We start from the raw sequence: 16,383 nt of genomic DNA, 5'->3' as shown, positions 1-16,383 counted from the left end.
GCCAATTTGCAAGTTTAATTGACTGATAAACGGAAGAAAAATGATGACTCAAGCCAATGCCTATTTCTACGATGGCGCCGACGTCGCCCTACTTAATGGTCAATACACTGATGTTTTTTCGCTTTTGGGTATGCACAGTGCCAACGAGGGTAAGGCATTAATTGTTCGTTGTTTTTTACGCAATGCCCTCAGTGTGGATGTGATCAGCATTAAAGATGGCCGCAAAGTAGCGAGTCTGGACAAAGTTAACGAGCAGGGATTGTTCGCCGGTACGCTGGGGCGACGCGTCAAACCGTTTCTCTATTTGCTGCGGGTAGAATATCCCCTGTGTCAGTTAGATATAGTCGACCCTTATCAGTTTGATTCATTGCTTAATAGTGACGATATTTACCTGTTTGGTGAAGGCAGCGCCGAGCGCGCCTATGAATTTTTAGGCGCCAACTGGCGTCAGACTCAAGGCGTTGAAGGTGTGCATTTTTGTGTGTGGGCACCCAATGCCAAACGGGTTTCTGTGGTGGGGGATTTCAACCATTGGGACGATACTCGCCATGTAATGCGCCAACATCTTGCCAATGGTTTGTGGGAGCTATTTCTGCCTAATGTGGTTGAAGGCGCCCACTATAAGTTTGATTTGGTTTATCAAAATGGTGAGCGTCATACCAAGTCTGACCCCATGGCGACTCAAATGGAATGCGCGCCCCATAATGCTTCTATCGTGCCCCCAAAAGCCCATCACAGTTGGAATGATACCGCTTGGATGAGTAAGCGAGCGGCGACTGCTTGGCATAGAGCGCCCATGTCGGCTTACGAAGTGCACTTAGGTTCGTGGCGTCGTAAGGGCGAGCAATATCTTGATTATCAAGACTTGATTGAACAGCTGATTCCCTATGTGAAGGAGCAAGGTTTTACCCACATTGAACTGATGCCGATCAGCGAGTTTCCCTTTGATGGTTCGTGGGGATATCAGCCCGTGGGTCTCTATGCACCGACCCACAGATTTGGCGATGCCAATGGGTTAAAAGCCTTTGTGGATGCCTGCCATCAGGCGGGAATTGGTATCATCCTCGATTGGGTGTCGGCGCATTTTCCTAAGGATCCCCACGGCTTAGTGCGTTTCGATGGCACTTGTTTGTATGAGCATGAAGATCCTCGCAAGGGCACACATCCCGATTGGGATACCTTGATTTATAACTATGATCGCGGTGAAGTGCGCAGTTTCTTGTTGAGTAATGCCTGTTACTGGCTGCGGGAGTTTCATTTCGATGGCCTGCGTCTCGATGCCGTGTCTTCTATGTTGTACCTCGATTACAGCCGCGAGCCGGGCCAATGGCTGCCCAATGCCTATGGTGGACGGGAGAATCTCGAGGCCATTAGTTTCTTACAAATTTTGAATCAACGCTTGTACCAAGCTTTCCCCGGCATTTGCATGATCGCCGAAGAGTCCACCGCTTTTGCGGGGGTGACTAAGCCGACGGATCAGCAAGGTCTTGGCTTTGGCTTTAAATGGAACATGGGCTGGATGAATGACAGCTTAAGCTACTTAGGCCGCGATCCGCTTTACCGCCAATTCCACCATCATCAATTGACCTTCAGTTTGATGTACGCCTATACCGAGCAATTTATGTTGTCCGTGAGTCACGATGAAGTGGTCCATGGCAAGGGCTCGTTGCTGCATAAAATTCCCGGTGATGATTGGCAGAAATTTGCCACCCTGCGTGCTTATTACGGTTTTATGTGGGGGCATCCCGGGAAGAAATTACTCTTTATGGGCTGCGAGTTTGGTCAGCGAAATGAGTGGAACCATAACCAGAGTTTAGATTGGCACTTATTGGCTTATGAACCGCACCAAGGTGTGCAACGTTGGCTTAAAGATCTCAATCACTTATATCAAAAAATGCCAGCCTTATCGGTTCAGGATTACGAGGGAGCAGGATTTAGTTGGCTAGATTGTGAGAATAGCCGCGACAGCATCTTTACCTTTGTGCGTTACGGCTTAGCGGGTGATGCGCCGTTAGTGTTTGTCATCAACATGACGCCCCAATTGCACACTGGATTCCGTATTGGTTTGCCCTTGGCGGGGGATTACCGCGAATACCTGAATAGCGATAGCCAGATTTATGGTGGCAGTAACCAAGGTAATGCGGGCACTGTGGTTGCTGAGCTGCTGCCGTGGCAGGGCATGGCGCAGAGCGCGCTGATCACTGTGCCGCCCTTGGGCTGTCTAGTCATAGGGCCTGCAACTGGATTGGCTGAGGCGAACTAGTATGCAAAAGCCCACGGCTGATGATATCAAGCTCAACCCTGACGCTAAACATAACCCTTCTCAAAATGAGAAATGGGCCTTGGGGGCAGGTGAGCCTTTTCCGCTCGGTGCTAATGTTGAAGGCGATGGCGTCAACTTTGCGTTATTTTCAGCTAACGCGACAGCGGTCGAGTTATGCCTATTTGATGACAATGGCGAGCAAGAAGTCGCGCGGATTGCGTTAACTGAACAAACCCAGCAAATCTGGCATGTGTTTGTGCAGGGGCTTAAAGCGGGGCAACTCTACGGCTATCGCGTTTATGGCTCCTATGAGCCTCAGCTTGGCCACAGATTTAACCCCAATAAGTTATTGCTCGACCCCTATGCGCGCCAGCTGGTCGGTGAATATAGCGACCATGAGTCTAACTATGGTTACGAGCTGAATCACAAGGATGAAGACTTATCTTTCAGTAAGTTAGATAACGCTGCCTATGTGCCAAAATGTAAGGTTGTGGACATTCGTCCATTAATCGACATCGCCGCTAAGCAGTCGATTCAGCCCGTAGCGACGAGGTTTCAGCCCAAACCCCTAGAGCGCAGCATTATTTATGAGATGCACGTTAAAGGCTTTACGGCGGCGCATCCTGAGATTGAACCTAATAAACGCGCCACCTTTGCGGGTTTAGCGACTCAGCTTGCTATCGATTATTTGGCCGAACTTGGGGTGACGTGCGTCGAGTTACTTCCAGTACAGGCCTTTTTTACTGAACCATTTTTGCTCGAGAAAAAGCTTACTAATTATTGGGGTTACAACAGTATTGGCTTTTTTGCCCCCGAGCCGAGTTATCTGTCATCCGACGATATTGGTGAGTTTCGCGCTATGGTGGATGCACTCCACGGTGCGGGTATCGAAGTGATCCTCGATGTGGTCTATAACCACAGCGCCGAGGGCAGTCGACTTGGGCCAACCTTTAGTTTTCGTGGCATAGATAATCTCAGTTATTACCGCCTACATCCGAATGATAAGCGTTTTTACATTAACGATACGGGTTGCGGAAACACCTTAAATATCAACCATCCACGCATGTTGCAGCTCGTGTTAGATTCGCTGCGTTACTGGGTAGAAATCATGGGCGTCGATGGATTTCGCTTCGACTTAGCGGCCTGCCTAGGTCGCGAGGCCTATGGTTTTGATCCCGGCTCAGGTTTCTTCGATGCATTGTTGCAAGACCCTGTGTTGTGCCGAGTGAAATTGATTGCTGAGCCTTGGGATATCGGCCCTGGCGGTTATCAATTAGGTAATTTCCCCGTGGCCTTTAGCGAGTGGAATGACAGATATAGAGACACTATGCGCCGCTTCTGGCGCGGCGATCACAGCATGTTGCCCGAATTTGCCAGGCGGTTTCATGGCTCGGGGGATTTCTTCGAGCATGGCGGCCGTCCGCCTGCGACCAGTCTTAACTTTTTAACCAGTCACGACGGTTTTACCCTCAAAGATTTAGTGAGTTATACCCAGCGCCACAATTTGGCGAATGGGGAAGATAATCGCGACGGTCACCAAGAAAACTTCAGTCATCATTATGGGATTGAAGGGGAAACCGAAGATAGCGCAATTCTGGCACTTCGTGGTCGTCAACAGCGTAACTTATTGACTACGCTATTTTTATCCCAAGGTGTGCCTATGTTGTTGAGCGGCGATGAAACGGGCCGCACCCAGCAAGGTAACAATAATGCCTATTGCCAAGACAATGAACTGAACTGGTTTGATTGGTCGGCAAAGGGTATGGATACTGAGCTGTTAGCCTTTACTCAGCAGCTTATCGCCCTGCGCAAACGTTTCCCCTTGTTATGCGCTAAACGCTTCATTCACGAACAGTTATTGGCCGAATCCTTAGCCGATACCGGTGCTCGCTTAGATTGGTTTAGTCGTCAAGGTGAGCAAATGACCAAGAGCCTGTGGACTGAGTCTATGTGTCGCAGTTTGTCTGTGGTGCTTTCTGGTGACTTAGAAGGCCGAGGCAAGCAGCAAGCTCTGCTGTTGATGGTCAATGCCGACGATAATCCGTTAGCTTTTACGCCGCCGACCTTTGAGCACTTGAGTCCGTGGCAATGCCTTATTCATACCCAAACTGAGCCGCTGGATGCTCAGATCTCTACGACGCGATACTTGCTGCAAGATCGCAGTCTCATGCTTTTTCATGCTGATTTGATTTTCAAGAAATGAAGGAATTAACTATGACTGACGAAAGCGAACTGAGCCCCAATACCAGCGAAAAAACCGTACCATCCGCGCCAAAAGCGGCAAGTAAGAAGGCGCCAGCTAAGCGTCAGGCCAAGCCTAAAGCCGCTGAACCCTGTGAACCCTGCGATTCCTTGCCCGCTTCCTTTGAGCGCCATTTACGTTATGGACTCAGCCGTGGCGAAGGTGTGAGCTGCGAATTATTTCAAGCGCTGGCTTACAGCGTGAAAGAGCAGATGCTAGACAATTGGCGTCAAACCCGCATGGATGACAGCCATTTTCAGCGCAAGCAAGTGGCGTATTTATCCCTTGAGTTCTTGATGGGCAGGGCGCTAGGTAATGCACTGCTGAGTCTAGATTTACAGCAAGATAGCCGTGATGCCTTGAGCAACTATGCGGTATCGCTAGAAGAGTTAGAAGAAGCTGAACATGATGCCGGTTTAGGTAACGGCGGTTTAGGCCGATTGGCGGCGTGTTTTCTCGATAGCTGCGCCAGCATGGACTTATCAGTGACAGGCTATGGCATACGTTACGAATATGGCATGTTCGCCCAGAAGATAGTCGACGGTTATCAGGTTGAACGCCCTGACCGTTGGCTGCGCGAAGGCAATCCGTGGGAAGTTCGTGTGCCCACCCACAACGTAATAGTGCCATTTTTTGGTCACACTGAATCCTATGTTGATAAACAGGGCCGCAGGCACATTATTTGGGTAGAAACCCAAGATGTGCTCGCCGTCGCCTATGACATGCCAGTTCCTGGTTATCGCAATGGACGGGTGAATACCCTGAGATTGTGGAAGGCCGAAGCGACCGATGACTTTGATTTAGCTGAGTTTAACCAAGGCGACTACACAGAAGCCGTGGCCCGTAAAAACTTGGCTGAGCAGATCACTATGGTGCTCTATCCCAATGATGCCAGCGAGAACGGCAAAGAGCTGCGATTACGTCAGCAATACTTTTTATCCTCCGCCAGTTTGCAGGATTTACTCAAACGTTGGGTGAGTCGCCATGGCCATGATTTCACCCAGTTTGCCGCTAAAAATGTGATGCAGCTGAACGACACTCACCCTAGCATTGCCGTGCCTGAGTTGATGCGGTTATTGATCGACGAATACGGTTTGGAATGGGACAGTGCGTGGGCGATTACCAGCCAGACCATGGCGTACACTAACCATACCCTATTGCCAGAAGCACTAGAGCGTTGGCCCGTGCGCATGATGGCGCAGATGCTGCCACGCATTTTAGAAATCATTTATGAAATCAACGCCCGCTACTTAGATTTAGTCGCCCACCACTGGCCGGGGGACGCTAGCAAACTGGCGAGTATGTCGATTATTCAAGATGGCCCCCATCCTCACGTGCGCATGGCCTATCTGGCGATTGTGGCGAGTTTCTCGGTCAACGGCGTCGCGGGTTTACACACGCAACTGCTTAAATCAGGGTTGTTTAAGGATTTCTATGAGTTGTGGCCGCACAAGTTTAATAACCGCACCAATGGCGTGACCCCAAGGCGTTGGCTTGCCCATTGTAATCCTGCCTTAGCTAAGTTATTGACGGCCCATTTAGGTAAAGAGTGGGTGACAGATTTAAGCCAGTTAACGGCGCTCAATGCCCTTACGCAGGACACGGCGTTTATCCAAAAATGGCGTGATGTGAAGCAAGCCAACAAGGCTTTGCTGGCTAAGATGATTGCTAAAGAATGTGGCGTCGAGTTCGATCCATCTATGTTGTTTGATGTGCAAGTGAAGCGTATTCACGAATATAAACGTCAGCTACTCAATATCTTACATGTGGTTCATCTCTATCATCAGATCCAACAAGGCCACACCGAAAACATGGTGCCACGTTGCGTGTTGATCGGCGGTAAAGCGGCGCCCGGCTACTTTATGGCTAAGTTGATCATCAAGCTCGCCAGCAATGTCGCCCACATGGTTAATTCCGATCCTTTAGTCACGCCTTATCTACGTTTTGCTTTCTTACCTAATTACAACGTCAGCGCCATGGAAAAAATCTGTCCGGGGACTGACTTATCCGAGCAGATTTCGACCGCGGGTAAAGAGGCATCGGGCACGGGCAATATGAAGTTCATGATGAACGGCGCACTGACGATTGGCACTATGGATGGCGCCAATATCGAGATGTTAGAGGAAGTGGGTTCAGAGAACTTCTTCCTGTTTGGACTCAATGCGGAGCAGGTCTCAGAGGTACGTAACCACTATCATCCACGCAGCATTATTGACGATTCACCGGCGTTATCTGAGGTGATGAAGTTACTCAAGAGTGGTCATTTCAATCTGCTGGAGCCTGGGATTTTCGATCCCATTATTGCCGCCATCGAAAGCAGCGACGATCAATGGATGACGGCCGCCGACTTTGACAGTTATCGAGTCGTACAAGAAGCCGTGGCGCGGGCCTATAAAGATCCGCAGGTTTGGACGCAAATGAGTATTCGCAATACCGCCGCCAGCGGACGTTTTTCGAGTGATGTGACGATCGCGGGTTATCGCGATGAAATTTGGAAACTGTAAGGGCTGGGCTCTGGGTTATAAGTCTTGTTATAGCGGATGAGTATAAGTGTTTGAAAGGAAAGCAACAATCAATGGAAGGAATGGGGAATGCAAGTGAGAAATACTCAGGGGAATACGGCCGTTTCTGCCGTATCGAGAAGCCATTTATGGGCAATCAGTTTGCCGATTTCGGAGTAAGAGCCTATGTCTAATGTTCGTTATATCAGTAATTTAACTCGTGAAACCTATGCGTTGATTTTAGCTGGTGGGCGCGGGTCTCGCTTGCATGAACTCACGGATTGGCGTGCTAAACCGGCGCTGTATTTCGGTGGTAAGTTTCGTATTATCGATTTTCCGCTGTCTAACTGCATCAACTCAGGTATTCGCCGTGTGGGTGTGGTCACTCAGTACAAATCGCATTCCTTGATCCGCCATGTGATGCGCGGTTGGGGCCATTTTAAAAAGGAGCTCGGCGAGTCGGTGGAGATTTTACCCGCCTCACAACGCTATTCGGAAAACTGGTATCAAGGCACCGCCGATGCGGTATTCCAAAACATCGACATCATTCGCCATGAGCTGCCTAAATACGTAATGGTGTTGTCGGGCGATCACGTGTATCGCATGGATTATGCGGGGTTATTAGCCGCCCATGCCGAGTCGGGTGCAGATATGACAGTCTCATGCCTTGAGGTGCCTATTGCCGAAGCGGCGGGTTCGTTTGGAGTGATGGAAGTCGACGACGAGATGCGCATCTTAGGCTTTGAAGAAAAGCCGCAGCAGCCTAAGCATTCTCCGGGCAATCCTGAAATGTGTTTAGCATCTATGGGCAACTATGTGTTTAACACAGAGTTTTTGTTTGACCAGCTCAAGAAAGATGCCTTAAACGAAAGCTCAGATCGGGATTTTGGTAAGGATATTATTCCTGCGATCATCGAAAAACATAATGTGTTCGCCTATCCCTTTAAGAGCGCTTTCCCAAATGAGCAAGCCTATTGGCGCGATGTGGGGACGTTAGACTCTTTCTGGCAAGCGAATATGGAGCTGTTATCGCCCACGCCAGCACTGAATTTGTACGATGCAAAATGGCCAATTTGGACCTTCCAAGAACAATTGCCACCCGCTAAATTTGTGTTTGATGACGATGATAGACGCGGTATGGCGCTGGACTCGATTGTCTCGGGCGGTTGTATTATTTCGGGTGCGACAGTGCGCCGTAGCGTATTGTTTAACGAAGTACGTGTCTGTTCTTATTCGTTGGTTGAAGATTCAGTCGTGCTGCCCGATGTGGTCGTGCTGCGCCATTGCAAAATCAAGAATGCCATACTCGACCGTGGCTGCATTATTCCCGAAGGCATGGTGATAGGTTATAACCATGATCACGACCGAGCCAAAGGTTTTAGGGTGTCGGAAAAAGGCGTCACTTTAGTGACCCGTGACATGCTAGGTTTACCAGTGGGTTATGAATAACATTGCAATTCATCCTTTGAGTCGCCAAGCATAACGAGCGCAAACGGCATAGAAACGGGCTTAAGTTTGAGCTTTAAGTACGGGCTTAAGTTAAGTGTTTAGATTAAGCCCTTAGATTTAGCGCTTAGGTACAGTCAGCTTATTAATAAGCCGCTGAAATGAAGTAGCGGGAGTATCCAATTAATTGAAACAACGCATTTTAATGGTCGCGGCTGAAAACGGTGCCCTTGCGGGCGCCAAGGTTGGCGGTATGGCGGATGTGATCCGTGACTTACCCGACGCTTTGGCGGGTGTGGATTTGTGCGCCGATGTGATTATGCCAAGCTATGGCTTTTTGACTGCGGTCGCGAATCAACCCCAAGATTTGGGTGAGTTAACTGTGGCCTTTGGCGGCCGATTGGAGCGGGTGCACGTGTTTGCCATGCCCCATCCTCAAGTGCCAGAGGCGATGATTTATCTGCTCGAACATGCATTATGGCAATCCGTACCTGGGCAAATTTATAGCCAAGGCAGCGCCGAGCGTCCTTTTGCCGACGATGCAACTAAGTTTGCTTTCCTTTGCGCGAGTGTCGCCACGGCATTAGCCACGGGTCGAGTGCCAATGCCGGCTGTGCTGCATTTACATGATTGGCATGCGGGCTGCTTAGCCATGCTAAGGGCGTTTGTGCCTGAGTTCAGCGCACTAAAACAGATTGAGTGCGTGTTCTCTATCCACAATTTGGCTCTGCAGGGGATACGTCCCCTAAGCCAAGACTCGTCCTCGTTTGCGGCTTGGTTTCCCGAGCTATTTGCGTCTTTAACGCAGGGGCAAAAACAGCTGATCACCGATCCGCGTTATCCCCACTGCGTTAACCCAATGCGCATGGGCATAGTGCTGAGCGATAAAGTGCATTTAGTCTCACCCAGTTACGCCAAAGAAGTGTTACAGCCCTCCAAACCTGAGGCGGGATTCTTTGGTGGCGAAGGGCTAGAACATGACTTACAAGTCAAGGCTAATGACGGCAAAGTGGTGGGGATTTTAAATGGCTGTGTCTATTCGTCAGTATCGGATTTAGCCGCTAAGCCACCTGCGCGTATTCAAGTACCCGAGTTCAAGCAATTGCTGAGTGCGGTTGAAACTGCGTTAGTGCAATGGCAGGGACATCAAGCGCAAGTGAGCGGCGTGGACATGATTGCCTTTGCGCGCACACAAGCCCATTGGCGCCAAGCAATGGCGGAGCAAGTACCGAGTCTGTTACTCACTTCGGTCGGCCGTTTGACCGACCAAAAAGTTTTACTGCTGCGCCATCAATTATCCACGGGCTTATCTGTGCTTGAGACCTTACTTAAAGCGTTGAAGCAGATAAAACCGACGGCGCTACTGATTTTACTCGGCAGTGGCGACGCATCGATTGCTAAATCCTTCCAAGCCTTAGGGGCTAAATACGATAACCTATTATTTTTGCAAGGATACAACGAGGCGTTATCCGAAGCGCTGTATCAGCATGGCGATCTATTTTTGATGCCAAGCTCTTTTGAGCCCTGTGGCATCAGTCAAATGCTCGCGATGCGCGCCGGACAGCCTTGCTTAGTGCATGGAGTGGGCGGATTGAAGGATACCGTTGAGGATGGCGTGACTGGCTTTGCTTTTAACGGCAATAGTTTAGACGAGCAAGCCGAAGCGTTTTTGCAAAGGTTGATGCAAGCCATTGCTTGTTTCGAGGGGAAAACATGGTCAAAGGTGCGTGCGGCGGCCATGGCGCAGCGTTTTGACTGGCATTCCATTGCTGAACAATATCGTCAACAACTCTATTGCAAAGTGTGATGCAGCAGATACAAAGTGTGATGTGGTAAAAGGAATTAACGCATGATTTCTAAGTGATTCTGCTACACTAGTGAGGGGAATGTTAAAATTGTATCAAGCCCCCTCATTTATTGGAGTCGCTCTCTGAGTCATGGATAAAGGTATTCTCTTTCCGTTAGTGCAAAATGCGGCTTTGCTGCTGGCGTTGGTCTTTTTGTACGACGTGATCCCTAAAAAGCATCAGCGGCAGTATTTCTTGCTGTGGCGTATCATTATTGGGATGCTCATCGGTGGTATTGGTATCACCATCATGAGCACGCCTTGGATATATCAACCGGGCGTTTTTTTCGATACTCGCTCGGTTATCCTCTGTATTTCAGGCCTCTTTTTCGGTGGTTTGCCGACCTTTATTGCTGTAGTGATGACGGCGCTATATCGCATCAGTATTGGTGGCGCGGGGATGTGGATTGGCGTCGGCGTGATAGTGTCATCCGGGTTAATTGGGGTGATCTGGCGTCAATATCGTAAGTCTCTGTTAGCCAATATTTCAGGTGGAGAAATTTTTCTCTTTGCCTATACCGTTCATATCGTGATGTTGTTGTGGTTCGTATTTTTACCCAATGGCATCGGAATGCCCTTACTAGAACAAGTCACCCTACCTGTGCTCACCATTTTCCCCATTGCGACTTGGCTATTGAGCCGCTTGTTATCGCGACGTTTTGAATTAGAGCGTGATGAACAAATTCGCTTGCAGGATGATTTTCTTTTTAGGAGCCAATTTAACGCCGGCAATATTGGTATTGCAATAACGGGAATAGATAAAAAGTGGATAAAGGTGAATCCACGTTTATGTCAAATGCTCAAATATTCAGAAGCTGAATTGCTACGGATGACGTGGACGCAAATTACCCATCCCGATGATTTAGAAGCGGATGCGTCGAAATTTGAGCTTATGCTGCGGGGGGATATCGATAATTACGAGATGGATAAACGTTTTATCGTTAAAGACGGTAGCGTGGTTTACACCCATATGACAGTCGCCTGTAAGCGCGGTGGTAATCATGCCGTGCAGTTGGTGATTGCCGGATTTATTGATATCACCTCACAGGCCAGAGCTGATCAAGAGGTGCTCGCTAGCCGTGAACAACTCGAACTGGTGTTAAGCAGTAGCGATCTTGGAGTGTGGGATTGGGATATTCGTCATGATCGTATCGAACGTAACGCCCGCAGCGCCGATATTCTTGGCTGCGATGTTGATATGCTCAACGCTAATAGTCGCCAATGGATGGATGCGATAGTCGCCGAAGACAGACCTAAAGTGCTGCATTCGATTGAGGCCCATATTCGTGGCGAAACGGCGCAACATAAGATGGAGTACCGCTTAAATACCGTAAACCGTAAGGTGCGGTGGATCCTTGATACAGGTAAAGTCGTGAGCAGAGATGCAAACAACAATGCCCTGCGGATGTGCGGAACCTATACCGATATTACCGACGCAAAACTTATCGAAGAATCCTTAAAATTGTCGGCACTGGTTTACGATAACAGCTCTGAAGCCATGAGTGTCCTCGATGAAAAGGGCGTGATTATTACCGTCAACGCCGCCTTTAGTGTGATGACGGGCTATCGTGAATTTGAAGTGCGGGAGCAACATGTTCGGCTGCTTTATTGTGACCTCAATGGCCGTGATTTTTACACCAAAATGAACAATGATATCCGCGAGAAAGGCCAATGGCAGGGGGAAATGTGGCAGCGGCGCAAAAATGGCGAGGAATATGTCATCTGGTTAACCATCAATACCATTAATGACAAAGAAGGCCATCCCTATCGACGTGTTGCCCTGTTCTCAGACATTACCGATAAGAAGCAAAATGAACATCTGATTTGGAAACAGGCTAACTACGATACGCTGACGGGGTTGCCTAATCGGCGCATGTTGTTGGAGTATTTAAGCAGTGAAGTGAAAAATGCCGACCGCAATCGCAACCACTTTGCCTTATTGTTCTTGGATTTAGATTTCTTTAAAGAAGTGAATGACACCTTAGGCCATGCCATGGGCGATTTACTGCTGATAGAAACCGCGAGTCGTTTGAAATCCTGTGTGCGTGATGCCGACGTCGTGGCGCGTCTTGGCGGCGATGAATTTACTGTGGTGTTAAGTTCGATGGAAGACCATAAGGGGATTGAGCGCGTCGCCGAGAATATTTTGCGACGAATTGCCGAACCCTATGTGTTAGGGGAAGAAACCGCTTATATCAGCGTCAGTATTGGGATTACTTTATATCCCGATGATTCGACCAGTATTGAAGGGCTTCTCAAGCATGCGGATCAGGCTATGTATGCGGCGAAAGATCAAGGGCGTAATCGCTTCAACTATTTCACCCCATCGATGCAGGAATACGCCAAATACCGCATGCGCTTGATCCAAGACTTACGTCAAGCGGTCGTGAATAAAGAATTTGAACTGCATTATCAGCCGATTGTTGCCTTAGCAACGGGTGAAGTGACCAAGGCTGAAGCCTTGATCCGCTGGCATCATGCAGAGCGTGGTGCTGTGTCGCCTGCTGAGTTTATTCCTGTTGCGGAAGACACTGGCTTGATTGTTGAAATCGGCAATTGGGTGTTCGAGCAAGCCGCTCGCCAGAGTGCGGCGTGGCGTCATGAATTAGGGGTTGAAATCCAAATCAGCGTCAATAAATCCCCAATCCAATTTCGTGATGAAGGCACGCTGCTCAATGATTGGTTGAAGTTATTGCAAGATCTTAATATTACAGGCGCGGGCGTGTGCGTTGAAATTACCGAAGGCTTGTTATTGGATGCCAGTATGGGGGTGACCGAAAAACTACTGGCCTACCGTGATGCGGGCGTGCAAGTGTCGCTGGACGATTTTGGTACCGGCTACTCGTCACTCGCCTATCTGAAAAAGTTTGATATCGACTATCTTAAAATTGATCAATCTTTTACCCGCCATATTGATACCGATTCAAACGATCAAATTCTCTGTGAGGCGATAATAGTAATGGCCCACAAATTGGGAATGAAGGTGATTGCCGAAGGTGTCGAAACCGAGGCGCAGCGCCAAGTGTTGTTGGCAGCAGGTTGTGACTACGGCCAAGGTTACTTGTTCTCAAGACCTGTGCCTGCCGCTGAATTCACCCAAAAATACCTGCAGGATCCGCCGTTAGTCTCCCGTGTCTGAGGGGATATTCACTGAGACATGATAATTGCCTATAAAAACGCCGCGGATTTTGCTAGACTCCGCGGCCCCGCGTTGGGGCATTGAGTATCACCTCGCATCAAAGTTTTACTACTTAGCTAAAGAGTCCCTATGAAATTTGAAACACTCGGTTTATCTTCTCCTATTTTGAATGCGATAACTGAGTGTGGCTATCAGCAACTCACTCAAGTGCAAGAGAAAGTGATCCCGCTTGCCTTTGAAGGCAAAGACATTATGGCCTGCGCCCAAACGGGTACAGGTAAGACGGCTTCCTTTGCTCTGCCTGTACTTGAAAAGCTGGCGGCTGAGTCTTTAACAAGCGACAGCAATGATAAACCGATTTTACGTGCGTTGGTGATGACTCCCACCCGCGAACTCGCGATCCAAGTCTGCGAAAACATCCAGAAATACAGCCAGTTCCTGCCACTGAAAACCTTAGCTGTTTACGGCGGCGCCAACATGAATCCCCAGCGTAAAGGGGTAGAGCAGGGCGTTGATATTTTGGTGGCAACCCCAGGTCGTTTATTCGATATTATCGGCCAATTCCAGTTAGATTTATCGAGCGTCACGACCTTAGTGATCGACGAAGCCGACCGCATGTTAGACATGGGCTTTGTGCGCGATATTGAAAAAGTGAAACGCTTAATTGCGCCGCAGCATCAAACTATGTTGTTTTCAGCGACCTATAGTGATGCGGTTAAACAACTTGCCGAGAAGATGCTAAATGAACCTCAGTGGGTGAATGTTGCCGATACGACAACGGCTTCCACAGTAGTGCAGGAAGTGTATCGCGTTGATAAACGTCGTAAAGCCGAGCTGTTGTCAGAACTCGTTGGCCGCAACAATTGGCGCCAAGTGTTGGTGTTTGCCAGCACGAAAGAAAGCGCCGAGCATTTATTGCAAGAATTAAAGCTTGATGGCATAGCCGCAGGCGTGTTCCATGGCGATAAAACTCAAGGCGCCCGTAATCGGGTGTTAGAAGAGTTTAAAGCCAGTAAATTACGGGTGCTGGTGGCAACCGATGTGGCTGCACGTGGGTTAGACATTCATGCCTTGCCTATGGTGATCAACCTTGAATTGCCTTTCCTTGCCGAAGATTATATCCATCGCATTGGCCGTACAGGCCGTGCTGGATTAACCGGTCGCGCGATTTCGTTCGTGTCACCTTCTGACGATGAAATGCTTGCTGAAATTGAAGCCTTGATTGAGCAAAAACTGCCTGTATCGGTACAACCGGGTTATGAAGAAGGCACGCCTTTACCTGCCCGCTACCGTGATGCGCCCGCCGCACCGATTAAGCCGATTGGAAAGTGGAGCCATAAGGCGCCGCAGGATCGTACTATTGGTCAGTCTCGTCAGGGTAAGTACGCTAAAGGTAAAGCGCAGGACAGCAAAGCAGGTGCCGATAAATCCTCTAGCCGTGCTAAGCCTGCTTCTGGCTCAGGTAAGCCGTTTAATGCGACTAAACCTAAGTCGAATTTGGTGAGCAATAAGTCAGGTTTTGGCTCTCGCACCAATAAGTCAAAATAAGTAAAATAAGCTAAGTAAAAATAAGCCAAGTCAAAATAAGTTAAGTCAAAATAATTTAAACCAGAATAAGCTAAGCCCAACAATCAAGGCTAATAAGCGCCAAGAGCCTGTCAGCCTTGCTGTTTAACGTTTGCTTAGTTGGTTAAATAGCCCCACCATTCTAAAAGCGCATCCTCACCGATGCGCTTTTTGTTGAGCTTCAAAGCCAATACTTCTACACTCGAGCGCCAAGCTTTCTATTCGAGCGAGTTTCCTTATGATTATCAAAGCGATTCCCACCAATATCATCACAGGTTTTTTAGGCGTAGGTAAAACCTCTCTGATTAAACAATTGCTGGCGACTAAACCCGCGGATGAGACTTGGGCTGTGCTGGTCAATGAGTTTGGTGAGGTTGGCATTGATGCGGGGTTACTGAACTCATCCGATAACGGCATACAAATTCGTGAGGTGGCGGGGGGCTGTATGTGCTGCGCAGCGGGCGTGCCGACGCAAGTGGCGATCAATCAGTTGATTGCGAAAGCAAAACCTGATCGCTTATTGATAGAACCTACTGGGCTTGGGCATCCTAATGAAATCATTAAAGTATTGAGTGCACCCCATTATCAGAATGTGATTTCACTGCGCAGTACTTTATGTTTGATGGACGCGCGTAAAATCCACGATCCTCGCTATCGCGAACATGCAAACTTCATCCAACAGCTGCAAGTGGCCGATGTGATTATCGCGACTAAGTCGGATTTATATGACGCTGAAAATACTAAGTTACTCTATGAGTTACAGACCTATTTAAGTCATATCGAGCGCACTGATATTCCTGTTGTGAGCCACACTAACCAGCAACCTTTACCTAGCGCGCTGCTGGATTATTTAAACCAACCAAGGCGCGTGTCACTCAATATAAATGGGCATGCTAGCGTGGGCTTAAAGCTGGGCAGCCTACCGACGACAGCGCCAAGCCTGTTCCGCACGGGTGGTTCGCGTTTGAGTGAGCTAAGCCTTTTTGCCGAAGGCGCAATCGAAGTCGCTCTCGAATTCGATGCACGTGGCATAGTACGCAAGCAGAATCAAGGCGAAGGCTGTTTTAGCTGCGGCTGGGTGTTTGAACCAAGACAAGAGTTTGATTTCGATAAATTAATGGCGTTAATTCAGCGTTACACTCAGTCATCAGACGTCGGGCAAGTCTTGCTGAGGTTAAAGGCTGTAATGATCACCTCTGAGGGGATCGCTGGATTTAACTGGATTGATCATGAGTTTACTGTGGTTGAACTCGATGACACCTTAGATTCCAGACTTGAGATGATTACAGTGAATGGCGTCGATTGGGACGAGATTGAGCTGCAGTTGCTCGCCTGTCTTTGTTAACGATTAACTGCTCACTGACTTTCCCATCGCCCTTT

Annotated in this window: 8 protein-coding genes; all 8 read left to right on the top strand. The window is 48.8% G+C overall.

What is annotated here, in order from left to right:
- The first annotated feature begins 40 nt into the window (after positions 1-40).
- Positions 41-2,263: a 1,4-alpha-glucan branching protein GlgB gene (gene glgB / locus Q4Q57_RS05315; RefSeq protein ID WP_311890076.1), complete on the top strand. Its 2,223-nt coding sequence runs from the start codon at positions 41-43 to the stop codon at positions 2,261-2,263.
- Between the two features lies 1 nt (position 2,264).
- Positions 2,265-4,466, top strand: coding sequence for a glycogen debranching protein GlgX (gene glgX / locus Q4Q57_RS05310; protein ID WP_311890075.1), 2,202 nt, complete (start codon positions 2,265-2,267; stop codon positions 4,464-4,466).
- 11 nt (positions 4,467-4,477) lie between these two features.
- Complete coding sequence (locus tag Q4Q57_RS05305) at positions 4,478-7,009, top strand: glycogen/starch/alpha-glucan phosphorylase (RefSeq protein ID WP_311890074.1); 2,532 nt, start codon at positions 4,478-4,480, stop codon at positions 7,007-7,009.
- Between the two features lie 183 nt (positions 7,010-7,192).
- Positions 7,193-8,455, top strand: a complete 1,263-nt coding sequence (gene glgC, locus Q4Q57_RS05300; RefSeq protein WP_311890073.1) for a glucose-1-phosphate adenylyltransferase — start codon at positions 7,193-7,195, stop codon at positions 8,453-8,455.
- 184 nt (positions 8,456-8,639) lie between these two features.
- Positions 8,640-10,259 carry a glycogen/starch synthase gene (locus tag Q4Q57_RS05295; protein ID WP_311890072.1) on the top strand — a complete coding sequence of 540 codons (1,620 nt, stop codon included), beginning with the start codon at positions 8,640-8,642 and terminating at the stop codon, positions 10,257-10,259.
- Between the two features lie 130 nt (positions 10,260-10,389).
- Complete coding sequence (locus tag Q4Q57_RS05290; protein ID WP_311890071.1) at positions 10,390-13,437, top strand: EAL domain-containing protein; 3,048 nt, start codon at positions 10,390-10,392, stop codon at positions 13,435-13,437.
- A 129-nt stretch (positions 13,438-13,566) separates the two neighbouring features.
- Positions 13,567-14,985: a DEAD/DEAH box helicase gene (locus Q4Q57_RS05285; RefSeq protein WP_311890070.1), complete on the top strand. Its 1,419-nt coding sequence runs from the start codon at positions 13,567-13,569 to the stop codon at positions 14,983-14,985.
- Positions 14,986-15,241: 256 nt separating this feature from the next.
- Entirely contained in the window at positions 15,242-16,348 is a 1,107-nt protein-coding gene (locus Q4Q57_RS05280) for a GTP-binding protein (RefSeq protein ID WP_311890069.1), read from the top strand.
- Positions 16,349-16,383 lie beyond the last annotated feature (35 nt).

Source organism: Shewanella sp. SP2S2-6 (assembly GCF_031931965.1).
In the GTDB taxonomy this organism is placed as follows: Bacteria; Pseudomonadota; Gammaproteobacteria; order Enterobacterales; family Shewanellaceae; genus Shewanella; species Shewanella baltica.
This window is presented reverse-complemented; position numbering and strand designations above follow the sequence as displayed.

Coding starts and splice junctions, on each gene's coding strand:
- glgB (WP_311890076.1), top strand. CDS start 41: ATGATGACTCAAGCCAATGCCTATTTCTACGATGGCGCCGACGTCGCC.
- glgX (WP_311890075.1), top strand. CDS start 2,265: ATGCAAAAGCCCACGGCTGATGATATCAAGCTCAACCCTGACGCTAAA.
- Q4Q57_RS05305 (WP_311890074.1), top strand. CDS start 4,478: ATGACTGACGAAAGCGAACTGAGCCCCAATACCAGCGAAAAAACCGTA.
- glgC (WP_311890073.1), top strand. CDS start 7,193: ATGTCTAATGTTCGTTATATCAGTAATTTAACTCGTGAAACCTATGCG.
- Q4Q57_RS05290 (WP_311890071.1), top strand. CDS start 10,390: ATGGATAAAGGTATTCTCTTTCCGTTAGTGCAAAATGCGGCTTTGCTG.
- Q4Q57_RS05285 (WP_311890070.1), top strand. CDS start 13,567: ATGAAATTTGAAACACTCGGTTTATCTTCTCCTATTTTGAATGCGATA.
- Q4Q57_RS05280 (WP_311890069.1), top strand. CDS start 15,242: ATGATTATCAAAGCGATTCCCACCAATATCATCACAGGTTTTTTAGGC.